Genomic DNA, 16,082 nt, shown 5'->3' on the forward strand with positions numbered 1-16,082 from the left:
CGTTTTTCCAGCCGTCTGAAAGGCCGCTTGCAATGAACTCCAATAACATCAGCGAACTGGTCCTGTTGCAGGCCCATGAGCTCGCCGAACGCATCCGCCTGCGCCAGGTTTCCTGCCGGGAAGTGATGCAGACTTATCTTGCCCATATCGAACGCTTCAATCCGCAGGTCAATGCGCTGGTGAGCCTGCAAGCGCCTGAGGACCTGCTGGCCCAGGCGGATGTCCGTGATGCCGAGCTGGCCCGCGGTCAATACCGTGGCTGGATGCACGGCCTGCCCCATGCCATCAAGGATCTGTCCCTGACGCGCGGCATCCGCACCACCCTGGGGTCGCCGCTGTACAAGGACTTCATCCCCGAACGCGACGGCATCATGGTCGAGCGGATCAAGGGCGCCGGCGCGATCATCATTGGCAAGAGCAACACCCCGGAATTCGGCCTTGGCTCGCAAAGCTATAACCCGCTGTTCGGTGCGACCGGTTGCGCCTACGACCCGAGCAAGACCGCTGGCGGCAGCAGCGGCGGTGCGGCGGCGGCACTGGCCATGCACCTGGTGCCGGTGGCCGATGGCAGCGACATGATGGGTTCGCTGCGCAATCCGGCCGCGTTCAACAACATCTTCGGTTTCCGTCCGTCCCAGGGCCGCGTGCCCTTCGATGACAGTGCCGACCTGTTTATCGACCAACTCGGTTACGAAGGCCCCATGGCGCGCAGCGTGCGCGATGCCGCGTTGCTGTTGTCGGTGCAGGCCGGGGCCGATGCGCGGGCGCCACTGTCGATTGCCGAATCCGGCAGTGCCTTTGCGGCGCCGCTGGATCGCGATTTCAAAGGCACTCGCCTGGGCTGGCTCGGCGACTTCAACGGCTACCTGCCGATGGAGAAAGGCGTCCTCTCGCTGTGCGAAAAAGCCTTTGGCGACTTCGAAAGCCTGGGTTGCCACATTGAACCGGTTCAATCCGAATTCGCGCCAGAGAAGCTGTGGAGCAGTTGGCGAACCTTGCGCCACTGGATGGTCGCCGGTTCGTTGGGTGCTACCTATGCCGACCCGCAAAAGCGTGCGTTGTTGAAACCGGAAGCCTGCTGGGAAGTGGAAAACGGCCTGAAACTCTCGGCCAGCGACGTGTTTGCCGCTTCAGTGACGCGCAGTGACTGGTATCGGGCGATCTCCAGGCTGTTCGAAAAATATGACTACCTGCTGTTGCCCAGCGCCCAGGTCTTCCCGTTCGACAAGAACCAAGCGTGGCCCGCTTCCATTGAAGGCGTGAGCATGGACACCTATCACCGCTGGATGGAGGTGGTGATTCCCGGCACCTTGTCCGGCTGCCCCGTGGCCAACGTACAGGTCGGCTTCAACGCCAGCGGCCTGCCCATGGGCCTGCAAATCATCGGCAGACACCAGGCCGACTTCGCTGTGCTGCAATTGGCGCACGCGTACGAACAGGCCAGTCGCTGGTTCCAGCGCTGCCCTTCACCCCTGCTTGGAAGGTAGATTTTGATAAACGGTTGAAAGCGCAGAGAAATATTTTAGATTTATGCTTGACGCATCCCCGTTACCGGTGAATAATGCGCGCCACTTGGCTACATAGCTCAGTTGGTTAGAGCATAGCATTCATAATGCTGGGGTCCGGGGTTCAAGTCCCTGTGTAGCCACCAAGTACTAAAAACGGCTTACCGAAAGGTAGGCCGTTTTTTTATGCCTGCGTTTTTTATGCCTGTATGTAGGAGCGAGCTTGCTCGCGATGGTCGTTAACGATAACGCGTGCTTATTGGTTAAACGCGGCGCGCTTGTGTCCATCGTCGGAACGCCGCCCGGAGCAAGCTCGCTCCTACACGGTCGGCAATACCGACAACGCCCGCTCCCAGATCTGCCACGTGCGCAACCAGACCATCGACTGCCAATCGCTATCGGCCGGATAGAACTGCTCCAGCAGATTCAACTTGATCCCGCGCCCTGTTGCGTCACCCGGATTGCCATACAGATGCAACCAGTGGTCATCGCGCAAATGGCGGTGAACGTCCGGCCCCGGATACGTCCCGCACTCGATGACAAAAGGCATCAAGCGCACCTGCGGCAGTGCATCGATCAATGCCTGCGAGGTGTAGCCAGTGGCCGTTGCCGCCACACCGGTTTCGCTGACAGTGTCGGCGCCGGTTTGCAGGCTGTAGAGCCACGGCCCGTAGATCGCCTGCGCATCCGGCAGCGCCGGATAGGCGGACTCGGTGATGGTCAGCAACATCGGATGACCGTATTCACCCGCACCGGTGTGCAAGTCGAAACACATGGCCACTTCGGCATGGGCCACGTGTTGTTGCACGATCCGGTGCAGCGTGCGGTTCGACCAGCTCGGTGCCAGCCCGCCGTAGAACAGGCCATCGGGGTGAGCATGCTGACCGCCCTCGACAATCGACATCACCGCCGGCCAGCCATGCAGGCGGATCTGCTCGTCGAGCAAGGCATCGGCACGCTCACGCTCGGGGCCGTGCAACTGCGGGCAGGCATAGATTTCATGCAGGGCGTTGTAGGCCTGGTTGTCCGGCAGCGGGCGCTGGAAATCCAGGTGATTGCGGTTCAGGTCGATGTTGTCTTCGTTGACCCGACGCAACCACGCCATGCCCCAGGGGTTGATGGCATGGATCATGACCACGGCCACATCCGTTGGCAGGGAGCGCTTGCCCAACTCCTGCAGCCATTTGATCTGGCAGCCCGAGCCATAGAAGCCTTCAACTCCGTGAGTGCCGCTCAGCGCAACCAACAGACGCTTGGCGCCCGGATCACCCAACACCGCCACATCGGTAATCAGTGACTCACCGAACGGACCTTTGAGCGGGTGTGGATACTCAGTCAAGGTTGCGCCTGCGGCAGCCGCTGCGGCCAGGAACTGTTCTCGCTGGGTGCGATAGCCGGGCTGGGTTGGGAACTCGGTGTGCATGTCTGCCTCTTGTTGATTTTCTGGCCTGTCTGTTGGCAACGACCCTACAGAAATTCCTGCCATTGATGAAGGACAAAAACGTCAGTGCCGTGGGACCCGGTTTGCGTCCCTCCCGGTCGGCCGATAAAGTCCACTGATCGTAGATCCAACGGACGGAGTACCCCACGTGTTTTCAACCTTCGCTTTGCGCCGCTATCGCTTGCCTGGCCTGGCGCTGATCGTCAGTGCCTTGACCCTGGCTGCGTGCAATAACGCCTCGGTGCCGACGCTGCCGCTCGCCCCGGAAAGCGCTTCCGGTTTCCGCACCGACCTGAAAACTCAACACGCCGAGAAATACATGGCTGCGGCGGCCAACCCGCTGGCGGCCGAAGCCGGTCGAGAGATGCTGCGCCGGGGCGGTTCGGCCATCGATGCCGCGATTGCGATGCAAGCGGTGTTGACGCTGGTCGAGCCACAGTCGTCGGGCATCGGTGGCGGTGCATTGATCGTACTCTGGGATGGCAAGGCCGTGCGCACCTACGACGGCCGTGAAACCGCCCCGGCCGGTGCCACCGAGAAGCTTTTCCTGCAGGCCGACGGACAACCAATGGGCTTTACCCAGGCGCAGATAGGCGGCCGCTCGGTAGGCACGCCCGGCGTACTGCGCGCCCTGGAACTGGCCCATGGAAAACACGGACGCCTGCCCTGGGCGCAATTGTTCGAACCGGCCATCCGGCTCGCCGAGCAAGGCTTTGCCATTTCACCGCGCCTGCACCAGTTGATCGCTGCAGATTCATCCATGCAGCGCTCCCCGGAAATGATGGCTTATTTCCGCAATGCCGATGGCAGCCCGAAAGCCGTTGGCACCAACCTGAAGAACCCGGCACTGGCGGCCGTGTTCAAACGCATCGCCCACGAAGGCCCGGACGCCCTGTACAAAGGCCCGGTCGCCGAGGAAATCGCTGCCAAGGTCCAGGGTCACGCCAACCCCGGCAGCCTGTCCCTGGCCGATCTCGCCAACTATCAGGCCAAGGAACGCGCACCGCTGTGTACCGACTACAAGCGCTGGCAGGTCTGCGGCATGCCACCGCCGTCCTCGGGCGGGATCGCCGTGGCGCAGATCCTCGGCACGCTGCAAGCCCTGGAGGCTCGCGACAAGCGCCTGGCGCTGGCACCGCTGACGCCGGTCAAGACCACAGCCCCGGCCGGCAGCGAACCCGACCCGCAAGCCGTGCACCTGATCTCGGAAGCCGAACGCCTGGCCTATGCTGACCGCGCGCAGTACCTGGCCGATACCGACTTCGTGCCCGTGCCGGTCAAGGGCCTGGTCGACCCGGCCTACCTTGCCAGCCGTGCCGCCCTGATCGGCGAACGCAGCATGGGCACAGCCAAACCCGGCACGCCGCCGGGCATCCGGGTGGCCTATGCGCCGGACCGTTCGCCGCTGCGGATTTCCACCTCGCAAGTGGTGGCCGTCGATGACGCAGGCGGCGCCGTGTCGATGACCACCACCATCGAATCGGCGTTTGGCTCGCACATCATGGTTCAGGGTTTCATGCTCAATAACGAGATGACCGACTTCTCGTTCATCCCCGAGGAAAACGGGCAGAAAGTCGCCAACCGCGTCGAACCCGGCAAACGCCCGCGCTCATCCATGGCGCCGACCCTGATCTTCGACCGCCAGAGCGGCGAATTCCTCGCCACTGTCGGCTCCCCCGGCGGCTCGCAAATCATCGAATACGTGGCCAAATCCACCATCGGCCTGCTCGACTGGAATCTCGATGCGCAAGCGGCCATCAACCTGCCCAACTTCGGCAGCCGCAACGGCCCGACAGAACTGGAACAGGGCCAGTTCAGCCCAGCGCTGATTCAAGCGCTGAAAGACCAAGGGCACAACGTGAGCGAAATCGACATGACCAGCGGCACCCAGGCGATTGTTCGGATCAAGGACGCCCAAGGCAAAGCGTCGCTGACGGGAGGTGCAGATCCACGGCGTGAGGGGCAAGCGCTGGGGGATTGAGTCACCCGCTGGAATGATGAAAGGCCTGCCAGCGATGGTCGTTAACGATAACGCGTGTGAATCGGATAAACGCGGCGCACTGGAGTCCATCGCCAGCAAGCTGGCTCCTACAGTTTCCCCACGTGGGCACGGTCCCTGTGGGAGCTGGCTTGCCAGCGATGGTGGTTAACGATAACGCGTGTAAACCGGATAAACGCGGCGCACTTGAGTCCATCGCCAGCAAGCTGGCTCCTACAGTTTCCCCGCGTGGGCACGGTCCCTTGTAGGAGCTGGCTTGCCAGCGATGGTGGTTAACGATAACGCGTGTAAACCGGATAAACGCAGCGCCCTTCAGCAGCGCACTCAACGACTGATCTTCAACCCCTGCCGAACCTGATGTTTTTCCAGCGCCAGTTCAATCAACCGCGTCACCAGCTCGCTGTAGGTCATGCCGGTGGCCTGCCACAACTTCGGGTACATGCTGATGCGGGTGAAACCGGGCAGCGAGTTGATTTCGTTGATCAGCACTTCGCCACTGTCGGTCAGGAACACATCGACACGGGCCAGGCCGGAGCAGCCCAGCACCTGGAACGCCTCGACGGCCAGGGCACGAATACGCTCGCTGGCCTCGACGCTGATATTGGCCGGCACCACGACTTCTGCGGCCGTGTCGTCGATGTATTTGCTGTCGTAGGAATAGAACCCGCTGCGCACCACTATCTCACCGCAACCACTGGCGATCGCCTCTTCATTGCCGAGCACTGCGCATTCAATCTCGCGGCCACTGACGGCGGATTCGATCAACACCTTGGTATCGAAACTCAACGCCAGCTCCACCGCTGCACTGTATTCGGCCTCGTCGGTGACCTTGCTCACGCCCACGGAAGAGCCCTGGTTCGCTGGCTTGACGAATAGCGGCAAACCGAGCCGGGACTGAACCTCGGCAAACCCGGTGCGCGCCGCCGAGGCGCGGGTCAATGTCACGAACGGCGTCACGGCCAGGCCGGCATCACGCAGCAGGCGCTTGCTGATGTCCTTGTCCATGCACACGGCCGAGCCGAGCACATCGGAGCCGACAAACGGTAGATCGGCCATGCGCAGCAAACCTTGCAGGCAGCCGTCTTCACCCAGGGTGCCGTGGACGATCGGGAAGATCACATCGACATGACCGAGCATTTCCTGACTGCTGGTTTCCACCAGTTGCTGGCTGGCTTTTCCAGGCACCACGGCCAGCTCGCGATTGGACTGATTGAGGGCGATCAGCGCTGGGTTTTCCTGATTCAGCAAAAAGTTGGATGGGTCGTTGAGATGCCAATGACCTTGTTTGTCGATGCCGATCAGTACCGGTTCGAAGCGAGAGCGATCGAGGGCGTCGACGATATTCTTCGCCGATTGCAACGACACTTCGTGCTCTGCCGAGCGCCCGCCAAAGATTATCCCTACACGCAGCTTTCTCATCGCCTGGCCTCCTGGTGAATGTGCTTACAACCTGAATAGTCGAAACCTTACGGCTGCAAGGTCTTGCCGTCCACCGGCTCACCAATGGTCAGGAAGTGCCCGCCCGCCACGTGGTGCAAGGTGCGCAAGGCGTCTTGCCCTTCGAAGTGCCAACGCCCTTCACTGAACACGCGCTCGTCGGCCTGGGCGGCAATCACTTCGGCCAGGAACAGATCGTATTGCTGGTGGTTGTTCGGTTCTGGCAACAGGCGACATTCCAGCCAGGCCACGCAGCCCTCGAGCATCGGCGCTTCGAGCGATTCACCGGTGAAGGTCTGCAAGTCGTAGGTCTCGAACTTGTCGCGGCCCTGACCCCGGGTCAATTCCAGGCCAGAGGTCGAACCGACGGTCTGCACAATGTCGGCCTGGGCAGCGCAAGGAACGTTCAACACAAACGTGCCCGAGGCTTCCAGCAATTGGCGAGTCCAGGTGGACTTGTCCAGCACCACGGCAATTTTCGGCGGTTCGAAATCCAGCGGCATGGCCCAGGCTGCCGCCATGATATTGCGCCGACCATCGTGGGCGGCGCTGACCAGCACGGTCGGGCCATGATTGAGCAGACGATAAGCCTTGGACAAGGGAACCGGACGGCGGTGGGAAGCGCTCATGGAAGTCTGCTCCAGGGGGAAAGAGCCGATTGTAGCGCCCACTTAACCCGGTGGGAGCGGGCTTGCTCGCGAAGGCGTCAGTTCAGTCACAGTTGCGTTAAATGACACACCGCCTTCGCGAGCAAGCCCGCTCCCACCAAAAGCTGATCGCAGGTCAGTAAGTGAGTTGATTGGCAAACTGCCCCACCGCATTGACCACTTTCTGGGCGCCGTCCTGAATCTCGACAATCACCGTGCCCGCTTCCGCCGCCAGTGCCAGGCCCTGTTCGGCCTGGAGTTTGCCATCGGTCATCAAGGCCACGGCGTTGCGCGCCATGTCCTGGTTCTGCCGCACCACGAGGACGATTTCGTCGGTGGCCTGACTGGTGCGCGACGCCAGTTGCCGGACTTCATCCGCCACCACGGCGAAGCCGCGACCCTGCTCGCCCGCACGCGCCGCTTCGATGGCCGCGTTGAGCGCCAGCAGGTTGGTCTGTTCGGCAATGCCGCTGATGGTTTTGACGATGGTACCGATCACCAGCGACTGCTCGTTCAAGGCTTCGATGCCGTCGCCGGCGGTTTGCATGTGTTTGGCCAGGTCACGCATCACGTCCACGGCCTGGGTCACCACGGCGTTGCCGCGCTGGGCACTTTGGTCGGTTTGCTGCGAGGTGCTGTAGGCAATGTTGGCGGCTTCGGCGACGGCGTGCTCCTGATTGACCTGATCGGTAATCACCGTGGCGAACTTCACCACTTTGTAGAGATTATTGTTGGCATCGGTCACCGGGTTGTAGGACGCCTCAAGCCAGACGGTACGACCATGGCTGTCGACACGCTTGAAACGGCCGGCCACGTACTCACCCGCGTTCAGCCGACGCCAGAAGTTCTGGTACTCGGCACTGTTGTAATCCTCCGGCTGGCAGAAGGTGCGGTGATGTTTACCTTTGATCTGCGCCAGGCTGTAACCCATGCCACTGAGGAAGCGGTCGTTGGCGGTCAGCACGTTGCCGTTGAGGTCGAATTCGATCACCGCCGTGGAGCGCACCAGCGCACCGATCAGGTTCTCGTGTTCGCGGGAGGCCTCGATGGTGCGGGTCAGGTCGCTGGAGAAGATCGAGAAACACTTGATCCGACCGTCCGCCGAGCGCACTGGCTGCAGGATCGAACGCAACCAGGCTTCCTGCCCCGTGCCGCGCAACAGGCGTACCGCACCGGCGAAGTGCTCGCCACGGGTCAGCGCGTTCTTGAAGCGCTGCTGGAATTCGTCGAATTTCACGTGTTCCGGGACGAGGTCGTCTATGTGCCGGCCGATCAGGTCGGCGCTCTTGTAATGCATTTCAGCAAGGAAGTTCTGATTGACCGACTGAACACGTCCATCACTGTCGAGGGTCAGCACCAGCATCTCGCTTTCCAGACTTTCCTTCACTTGCTGGAGGCTGGAGAGTTCTTCACGAAGAGCCAACAGCTCCTGCTTCAAGCGTTTATTGAACATGGGAAAGCACCGATGGACAGGGATGGAAAGCGATATGCAGCCTAACCATCGGCCTTGGAAACATTTTCTTAAGCGTGTTTCAGGTTTGTCCTACAAAAATAGTGATGACGCGCCCGATCAGTGCGCGCCAGCGGCAGAACAGCCAGCAATTCTTGGCATCCGCACACCGAAGTACGCCGCACTGCCCACGCCCACCGCGCCCATTACCGCACTGAACATCACGCAGATCCACGGACTCCACGGCATCAGGCCGATCAGCAACAACGGTGTGATGCTCGCCCAGGCGGCGTAGGCAATGTTGTAGGTGAACGAGATACCCGAGACGCGAATCCGCGCCGGGAACAGGCCGACCATCACCGATGGCACCGCACCGACCACCCCGCAGGCCAGCCCTGCCACGGCGTAGGCCAGGCCGATCCAGTCGCCGCCCATGATCAGGCAGCTGTAAAGCACACCGATGCCCAGCGGCAGCAGCAGGCTATAGAGCATCACCGTGCGCCAGGCGCCAATGCGGTCGACCAGCAGCCCGGCGAGCACGCAGCCGATGTTCAGGAACACGATGCCCAGTGCGCTCAAGGCGAAGGTATGGCTGGCGGTCATGCCAAAGGTTTTCTGCATCATGGTCGGGGTAATGACCACGAAAACCACCACGGCCGAGGTCAGTACACAGGTGAGAATCATCGCCGGCAAAATGGCCAGTCGATGCTCGCGCAGGACCGTACGCAGCGGCAGTTCGCCGGCCGCCTCGCGCTGCGCCTGCATGGCCATGAACACCGGGGTTTCGCTGAGCCAGCGACGCAGCCATACGCCGATCACACCAAACACGCCGCCGAGCAGGAAGGGGTAACGCCAGGCAAAATCGAGGATTTCCGTCGGGGTGAAGGCCTGCGCCAGGAAGGTCGCGGTCAAGGCGCCGATCAGATAGCCGAACGTCAGCCCCGCCTGCAGGAAACCCAGGGCATACCCCCGGTGACCGATCGGCGCATGCTCGGCGACGAAAACCCAGGCACTCGGCACTTCGCCGCCCACCGCCGCGCCCTGGAGAACGCGCAGGACCAGTAGCAACAAGGGGGCGAAATAACCGATTTGCGCGTAGGTCGGCATGATCCCGATCAGCAGGCAGGGCAACGCCATCATCAGGATGCTCAGGCTGAAGACTTTCTTGCGCCCCAGGCGATCGGCGAAGTGCGCCATCAGGATGCCGCCCAACGGTCGCGCCAGGTAACCGGTGACGAAAATCCCGAAGCTTTGCAGCAGGCGCAGCCACTCGGGCATTTCCGGCGGGAAGAACAACTGGCTGAGGGTCAGGGCGAAAAACACGAAAATGATGAAGTCGTAGATTTCCAGCGCCCCGCCGAGGGCGGCGAGCCCCAGGGTCTTGTAGTCCGAGCGGCTGAACCGCGCCGGGCGCGAATCGGTGTTGGCAGTCATGTAAAGAACTCTGGCACAGGCAAAAACCAAGGCGCCCATGGTCTACGCAAACGCGCTGGCGGACAACCCGTTAGACCAAAGTCCCATAGCCACAAATCAGCCCCGCAAAAATCCACGGCTTGAATTAATGTTGGCGTCTGTCCAGACGGGCGGTTACTGCCCCGAAGACCACAACAAACATAAAAATCCGAGGTACTCCCGTGGCCGCTGATATCGAAGATAGCCGCTCCGCCCGCTTTGCCCTGCGCTGTTCAAGTTTTGCCGAACGCTGGTTCCCCGACTCCTGGGTGTTTGCTGCCCTGGCGGTGATTATCGTGGCGGTGGCCACCATGGCCATGGGCGCCAAGCCCACCGACGCCGCCATGGCCTTCGGTGATGGCTTCTGGAGCCTGATCCCCTTCACCATGCAGATGGCCTTCGTGGTGATCGGCGGTTATGTGGTCGCCAGTTCACCGCCGGCGGTGAAACTGATCGACCGCCTGGCGAAAATCCCGAAAAACGGCCGCTCTGCCGTGGCCTGGGTCGCGCTGATCTCGATGGTCGCCTCGCTGCTCAACTGGGGCTTGTCCCTGGTGTTCGGCGGACTGCTGGTGCGCGCCCTCGCCCGCCGCACCGATCTGAAAATGGATTACCGTGCCGCCGGTGCCGCCGCCTACCTGGGCCTCGGTGCCGTGTGGGCCTTGGGCCTGTCGTCATCGGCCGCTCAATTGCAGGCCAACCCGGCCAGCCTGCCACCCTCGATTCTGTCGATCACCGGGGTGATTCCATTCACCCAGACGATCTTTCTCTGGCAGTCCGGCGTGATGTTGCTGGCCCTGATCGTGATTTCGCTGATCATCGCCTACGCCACCGCCCCCGGCCCGAATTCGGCGCGGGACGCCAAGGCCTGTGGTGTCGACCCGAGTTTCAACCTGCCACCGCTGCAACCGCGCACCCGCCCAGGCGAATGGCTGGAGCACAGCCCGCTGCTGACAATTCTGCTGGTGTTGCTGGCTGCCGGGTGGTTGTTCCATGAGTTTTCGACCAAACCGGCCATCAGTGCGATTTCCGGGCTGAACACCTACAACTTCCTGTTCATCATGCTCGGTGCCCTGCTGCACTGGCGCCCTCGCAGCTTTCTGGATGCCGTGTCCCGTGCGGTGCCGACCACCACCGGGGTGTTGATCCAGTTCCCGCTGTATGGCTCGATCGCGGCACTGATGACCACGGTCAAGGGCGCCGATGCGCAGACCCTGGCGCATCACATCTCGACCTTCTTCGTCAGCATTGCCTCCCACGACACCTATGCCCTGCTGATGGGCGTGTACTCGGCGATCCTCGGTTTCTTCATTCCGTCCGGTGGCGGCAAGTGGATCATCGAAGCGCCGTACGTGATGCAGGTGGCCAATGACCTGAACTATCACCTGGGATGGGCGGTACAGATCTACAACGCCGCCGAAGCCTTGCCGAACCTGATCAACCCCTTCTACATGCTGCCATTGCTGGGCGTGCTGGGGCTGAAGGCGCGGGACCTGATCGGTTTCTCGTTCGTGCAGTTGCTGGTACACACGCCACTGGTGCTAGTGTTGTTATGGGCACTGGGGACGACGCTGGCGTATTTGCCGCCAGTCATGCCGTAACCTGAAAGAAAGGGGCCGGTATTGATCGGCCCCTTGTTATTCCGCCCGTCGGTTTCAGTATCTGCTGGTCTAATACGCTGAAAAGGATCTGAGCATGTTCAAACTTGCGGCACTCACCCTCGCAGCCCTCACCCTGAGCACCACCGCCCATGCCGATGTCAATTTGAAGCTGGGCACGACCGAACGCGTTACCCGCCTCTTCGCCTACCCCAACAATTGCAACGTGATCTGCTTTCGCAACTGGACGCTCGAGCAAACCGTCGAGCATTACCTGACCCAGAGCGTGCAGCGCGATGGCTACGGCGACGCGAAGGTTCTGGTCAAAACCGATAACGGTCAGCTCCACGCGCAAATCATCGGCGTGCCCAATAGCTATGAAAAACCTTTGGCAGCACTGCTCGATGCCGGTGACCTGGCCTATAACGGCGCCAGCAAACTGAATGCCGACGGCAAGTGGGCGTACAGCTGGTACTTGTTCCTGCCGCTGGGCATGGCCCTGGAGAACCGCAAAAGTGTCGAGCTGCTGCACTTCCCGCCCGACTATTCGTTGACCCAGGCCCAGGATTACCTGAAGTCCGCAACCACGGATCGCTGGGCCTCGCTGCTCACCGTCAATGGCATCCCGACCGAGCAGACGCCGGCCTTTCAAACCATCATCGACATCGCCCCTATCGCCGCCCCCTCCAACGCCGGCAAGGACCTGGAGGGCGTCTACAGCTACTTCAACGACTACCAGACCACCATGGTCAGGAACGTCAGCCTGCACGCCAGCGGTGAAACATTGCCGATGGTCGCCTTCGGCGCACCGGTGCGTGACTGGATCAAGCAACAATACGGGCCGACCGTGAATGTGCTGGGGCTGGCCACGATCAGCCCGAGTGACGGGGTGAAAGTGCGGGTGCTGGGTTCCAACCACCCAAGCTACATCTGGTATGCCGCCGATCCGGCAAGCTATACCGGCAACGACGCCAAGGCCAAGGCCGATGCGGCGGGGCTGAAAGTCATGGGCCAGGATTTGAGTGCCGCCTGCTGGCAGGCCGTCATGGGCCGCCAACCGGACAGCAATGCCGATATCGAGCTGAAAACCTGCACTCAAACCTGGCAAGTGGCCGAGAAGGATAAAACCTGCGCGCTGTTCTACACCTCGATTCGCAACCTGACACCGGGACAGGCGGCGGCCAAATGCTCGACAGCAGCGATCCAGTTGCAGCTCAAACAGCTCAAGGCACCCGCACCGGCCACCGCCCTGCCCGCGCCACCGCTGTAAACCGACTATCGGCAGTCAACCTGTCAGTTATGACAGTAGACCGCCCGCGATATCTGCGAGAGGCTTGGGCTGTACCCATGTGCTGCAGCGCTGACTGGACCGTCAGCCGATGGATGTCGCAGCACCCAGCCGACAGGGATCGTTATGAAAGCCGATGCACTGCGCAAGTCTCTCGCGTCACCGCCGCAGGGTATTTACCCATTTGTGGAGCTACCCCTGCACCTCGGATATCCATCCCAGGCCGATTTCGAGATTCTTTCGAACGACCAGGGCACGCCCATGGCCGCGGCAGCGTTGCGCGAGTTTCCCCGCATAAGCCGGATCTGCCGGGTATCGGGGCATTTGCTGCCCTGTCGTGGCCGGCATACCCGACAACTGGCCCGAGATATTCATGTCCATGACCCGCATTTCTGTGGGCTGCTGCGCCACTCTTGCGACCCGAACGTATTTCTCGACATGAGTGAGCTGTGGTTGTGGGCGCTCAAAGACATTCAGAAAGGTGACTGGCTGTCGATGGATTACGCTGCCACGGAAGACCAACTGCTGCACCAGTTCGCCTGCCTCTGCGGTTCGTACAACTGCCGGGGCTGGATTACCGGCTTCGATGAAGCGCCGAACGCCGACGGCCAGCTGTTTTTGCAACAGTGGCGTCGGCAAAGTCCGCGTTGAAGGGTTTTACAGGGGTTCGAACGGACGCAGGCGGTACTGCGGCGGCAATTGCTCGAAGCCGCTGATGGTAGCGTTCAGGCTCTTCCAGCGACCGTCCTTGATACCGTAGATGCAGCCATGGATCGACAGGCTCTGCCCACGGTGCCAGGCGTTTTGCACAATGCTGGTGTGCCCGACGTTGGCCACTTGCTGGATCACGTTGAGTTCGCAGAGACGGTCGACCCGCTCTTCTTCGGTGGCCAGTTTGGCAAGTTCTTCGCGCTTTTCGTAATACAGGTCGCGAATCGAGCGCAGCCAGCCGTCGATCAGGCCGAACTGGCGATCCTGCATCGAGGCGCGCACGCCGCCGCAGCCATAGTGGCCGGTGACGAGGATATGCTTGACCTTGAGTACGTCGACCGCGTACTGAATCACCGACAGGCAGTTGAGGTCGGTGTGCAGCACGACGTTGGCCACATTACGGTGTACGAACAGATCGCCCGGCAGCATGCCAACGATCTCGTTGGCCGGCACCCGGGCATCGGAACAACCGATCCACAGGAACTCCGGGGTCTGTTGACGGGCCAGCTTGGCGAAGAAGTCAGGATCTTCCTCCTTGATCGCAGCGGCCCAACGCTCGTTGTTATCAATCAGATCTTGTAATTCGTTCATGCTTTGAAGCCTCAAGAATGATGCGCAGCTTTGACTGACAACCGTCCGTCGGGGTCACGCGCGAAATGCGGATGCTCTCCTGATCCGGTACTCGGGGTTCCATGCCGGTGGAATTCTCGGTAGCCACGTGGGTCAACCCGTAGTAAGGCCTACAGTATGAGGAATTGCCATGAATGATTCACGACGTCCGTACGATGCGGTGCAACCGGAACCCGTCGATGATAACGAAGACCGCATGGGTTCGGTGCGTGAGCTGGATTTCGACACCGAAGAACCCAGCGCCAGGATCGGTGACGAACTGCCGGAAAACGAGCGCGAACAACTGATGCCACCCCGCCGCGGACGTGAAGCTGGCCTGACGGGCGCCTCCACCGGCGACCATCAACCTACCGACGACGACCTGAGCCCGGAAACCCTGATCCGTGAAGACGGCGCCCGGGATGCCCAGGAGGCGGGCAATGATAATCGCGCGGATTGGGACCTGAGCATCGTCGATGAGGACGATATTGGCGGTGGCACTGGCCTGGATGAAGCGGAACTGGCACGGCGCGATCCTCTCGACCAAAAACGCTGAGCCTTACGGACACCTGTAGGAGCTGCCGAAGGCTGCGATCTTTTGATCCTTGTGTAATACGACTAAAAGATCAAAAGAAAGATCAAAAGATCGCAGCCTTCGGCAGCTCCTACAGGGTTCAATCGACCAACGTGCAGGCCATGAAGGGTTCAATCGACCAATGTGCAGGCCATGACCACCGCATCTTCGCGACCGCCCACCGCCGGGTAGTAATCCCGGCGCCGGCCAATTTCGTTGAAACCATAACGCTCATACAGTTTGAACGCCGCGGTATTGCTGTCGCGCACTTCCAGGAAACACTCCCGGGCGTCGGCCTTGTAGGCAATCGACATCAAATGCTCCAGCAATGTCAGCCCCAGGCCGCGGCCCTGGTTTTCCGGCTTGACCGTGATGTTCAGCAGGTGAGCTTCGTCGAGGATGATCTGCACCACACCGTGGCCCACCTGTTGCTGGCCTTCGAACATCAGCCAGATCTGGTACTTGCCCAGGCCGTCGAGGAAAATCCCGCGGGTCCAGGGATGGCTATAGGCCGCGTACTCGATTTTCAGCACGGTTTCCAGGTCCGCCTCGGTCATCGGGCGAAACGATACAGCGTCACTCATTCGATTCTTTCCAGCGCGCCATCAGCCGACGCATGGCTTGCCAGACATCAGCCTTACGCTGTGGCTCTTCCATTAATAATTCCAGGCCCGGTACCGCCCAGGCCGAACCCAGGCCTTCGATCTGCAACTCGCGATTGAACGCCTCGGCATCCGCTTCGCCGGCAAAACGCACGGCGGGCAGGCCGATCAGCCACAGGCAGGCGCAGGGTGTTTCTTCCATGCGCACCGAGAGAAAACCTTGCACGAAGTCGCGGGCCGCTTCCGGGCCCTGGTCCATCGTGCCACGCACCAGCAGCGGCCAGCGCACCGGCTCGCCGACGATCTGCGGGCTGTCCGGCAGACCGGCGGCGCGCAGCATGTCCTTGAGCAGCAGATAAGCAGGGTCGCGGGTCTGGAAAGATTCGCCTGTGGGTAACTCCACCAGCAGCAAGCAACGCCCGGCCCGCAGCAACTGCAGGGCGAAACGCGGCGGAGGCACGACCGGTGCCTTGACCACGACGGGGGCCTCTTCGGCCTCCTCCACCGGTTTGGCACCGGTGCGGGTGCTCGCCAGCGATGGTCGCGGCACCTCGATCTTCACCCGCTCGGCCGGTTTGACCACAGGCGCCACGGGCGTCTCAGCCACGACAGCCGGCACGACAGGCGCCACCACAGCCGGCTCGGGCATCTCCAGCAGTTCGGGCCGCGACGGCGCAGCAAAGGGCAATTCGGTGCGCGGCAGCCAGTTGACCACCTGCATGGCGTTCAAATAAGCGCGACGACGGGACTCGATAAGCAAAGGTCGGCC

14 protein-coding genes, 1 tRNA gene and 1 pseudogene are annotated in these 16,082 nt (G+C 61.3%); 7 read left to right on the forward strand and 9 right to left on the reverse strand.

Features of this window, described 5'->3' with window-relative positions; genetic code table 11:
• The first annotated feature begins 32 nt into the window (after positions 1 to 32).
• Both ACEN83_RS25810 and ACEN83_RS25815 read left to right on the forward strand, forming a co-directional pair.
• Positions 33 to 1,487: an amidase gene (locus tag ACEN83_RS25810; RefSeq protein ID WP_495578776.1), complete on the forward strand. Its 1,455-nt coding sequence runs from the start codon at positions 33 to 35 to the stop codon at positions 1,485 to 1,487.
• A gap of 87 nt (positions 1,488 to 1,574) precedes the next feature.
• Positions 1,575 to 1,651, forward strand: a tRNA-Met gene (locus ACEN83_RS25815).
• A 173-nt stretch (positions 1,652 to 1,824) separates the two neighbouring features.
• On the opposite strand, the gene ACEN83_RS25820 is transcribed toward ACEN83_RS25815, so the two are convergent.
• Positions 1,825 to 2,928 carry a DUF2817 domain-containing protein gene (locus tag ACEN83_RS25820; RefSeq protein WP_495578777.1) on the reverse strand — a complete coding sequence of 368 codons (1,104 nt, stop codon included), beginning with the start codon at positions 2,926 to 2,928 and terminating at the stop codon, positions 1,825 to 1,827.
• A 166-nt stretch (positions 2,929 to 3,094) separates the two neighbouring features.
• Here ACEN83_RS25820 and ggt point away from each other — a divergent pair, with 166 nt between their 5' ends.
• Positions 3,095 to 4,927 (forward strand): gamma-glutamyltransferase, encoded by a 1,833-nt coding sequence (gene ggt / locus ACEN83_RS25825; protein ID WP_495578778.1) that lies wholly within the window; start codon positions 3,095 to 3,097, stop codon positions 4,925 to 4,927.
• A 342-nt stretch (positions 4,928 to 5,269) separates the two neighbouring features.
• Here ggt and ddlA read toward each other — a convergent pair whose 3' ends face one another.
• The 5 genes and pseudogenes from ddlA to ACEN83_RS25850 form a co-directional block, all read right to left on the reverse strand.
• Entirely contained in the window at positions 5,270 to 6,364 is a 1,095-nt protein-coding gene (gene ddlA / locus ACEN83_RS25830; protein WP_429389602.1) for a D-alanine--D-alanine ligase, read from the reverse strand.
• Positions 6,365 to 6,411: 47 nt separating this feature from the next.
• Positions 6,412 to 7,011 (reverse strand): flavin reductase family protein, encoded by a 600-nt coding sequence (locus ACEN83_RS25835; RefSeq protein ID WP_495578779.1) that lies wholly within the window; start codon positions 7,009 to 7,011, stop codon positions 6,412 to 6,414.
• Between the two features lie 154 nt (positions 7,012 to 7,165).
• Positions 7,166 to 7,774, reverse strand: coding sequence for a methyl-accepting chemotaxis protein (locus ACEN83_RS25840; RefSeq protein WP_495580910.1), 609 nt, complete (start codon positions 7,772 to 7,774; stop codon positions 7,166 to 7,168).
• A pseudogene (locus ACEN83_RS25845) lies at positions 7,757 to 8,482 on the reverse strand (PAS domain-containing protein); the annotation flags it as partial. The gene ACEN83_RS25840 and the pseudogene ACEN83_RS25845, both read right to left, overlap by 18 nt.
• 117 nt (positions 8,483 to 8,599) lie before the next feature.
• Positions 8,600 to 9,913, reverse strand: coding sequence for an MFS transporter (locus ACEN83_RS25850; protein ID WP_495578780.1), 1,314 nt, complete (start codon positions 9,911 to 9,913; stop codon positions 8,600 to 8,602).
• A 200-nt stretch (positions 9,914 to 10,113) separates the two neighbouring features.
• Here ACEN83_RS25850 and ACEN83_RS25855 point away from each other — a divergent pair, with 200 nt between their 5' ends.
• From ACEN83_RS25855 to ACEN83_RS25865, 3 genes are all read left to right on the forward strand, one after another.
• Positions 10,114 to 11,532: a short-chain fatty acid transporter gene (locus tag ACEN83_RS25855; RefSeq protein ID WP_007978051.1), complete on the forward strand. Its 1,419-nt coding sequence runs from the start codon at positions 10,114 to 10,116 to the stop codon at positions 11,530 to 11,532.
• 94 nt (positions 11,533 to 11,626) lie between these two features.
• Positions 11,627 to 12,799: a hypothetical protein gene (locus tag ACEN83_RS25860; protein ID WP_495578781.1), complete on the forward strand. Its 1,173-nt coding sequence runs from the start codon at positions 11,627 to 11,629 to the stop codon at positions 12,797 to 12,799.
• A 144-nt stretch (positions 12,800 to 12,943) separates the two neighbouring features.
• Positions 12,944 to 13,468, forward strand: coding sequence for an SET domain-containing protein-lysine N-methyltransferase (locus tag ACEN83_RS25865; protein ID WP_116581236.1), 525 nt, complete (start codon positions 12,944 to 12,946; stop codon positions 13,466 to 13,468).
• Positions 13,469 to 13,474: 6 nt separating this feature from the next.
• Here the strand turns inward: ACEN83_RS25865 and can are convergent, their stop codons facing one another.
• Complete coding sequence (gene can / locus ACEN83_RS25870) at positions 13,475 to 14,119, reverse strand: carbonate dehydratase (protein ID WP_007978048.1); 645 nt, start codon at positions 14,117 to 14,119, stop codon at positions 13,475 to 13,477.
• A gap of 169 nt (positions 14,120 to 14,288) precedes the next feature.
• Between can and ACEN83_RS25875 the strand changes: the two genes are divergently transcribed.
• Positions 14,289 to 14,693 (forward strand): serine kinase/phosphatase, encoded by a 405-nt coding sequence (locus ACEN83_RS25875; RefSeq protein WP_495578782.1) that lies wholly within the window; start codon positions 14,289 to 14,291, stop codon positions 14,691 to 14,693.
• A gap of 149 nt (positions 14,694 to 14,842) precedes the next feature.
• Here the strand turns inward: ACEN83_RS25875 and rimI are convergent, their stop codons facing one another.
• Both rimI and ACEN83_RS25885 read right to left on the reverse strand, forming a co-directional pair.
• Positions 14,843 to 15,295, reverse strand: coding sequence for a ribosomal protein S18-alanine N-acetyltransferase (rimI, locus tag ACEN83_RS25880; RefSeq protein ID WP_007978046.1), 453 nt, complete (start codon positions 15,293 to 15,295; stop codon positions 14,843 to 14,845).
• Positions 15,288 to 16,034: an energy transducer TonB gene (locus ACEN83_RS25885; RefSeq protein ID WP_495580911.1), complete on the reverse strand. Its 747-nt coding sequence runs from the start codon at positions 16,032 to 16,034 to the stop codon at positions 15,288 to 15,290. Before ACEN83_RS25885 ends, rimI begins: the two co-directional genes overlap by 8 nt.
• Positions 16,035 to 16,082 lie beyond the last annotated feature (48 nt).

It is taken from the genome of Pseudomonas sp. Pseusp49 (assembly GCF_059491875.1).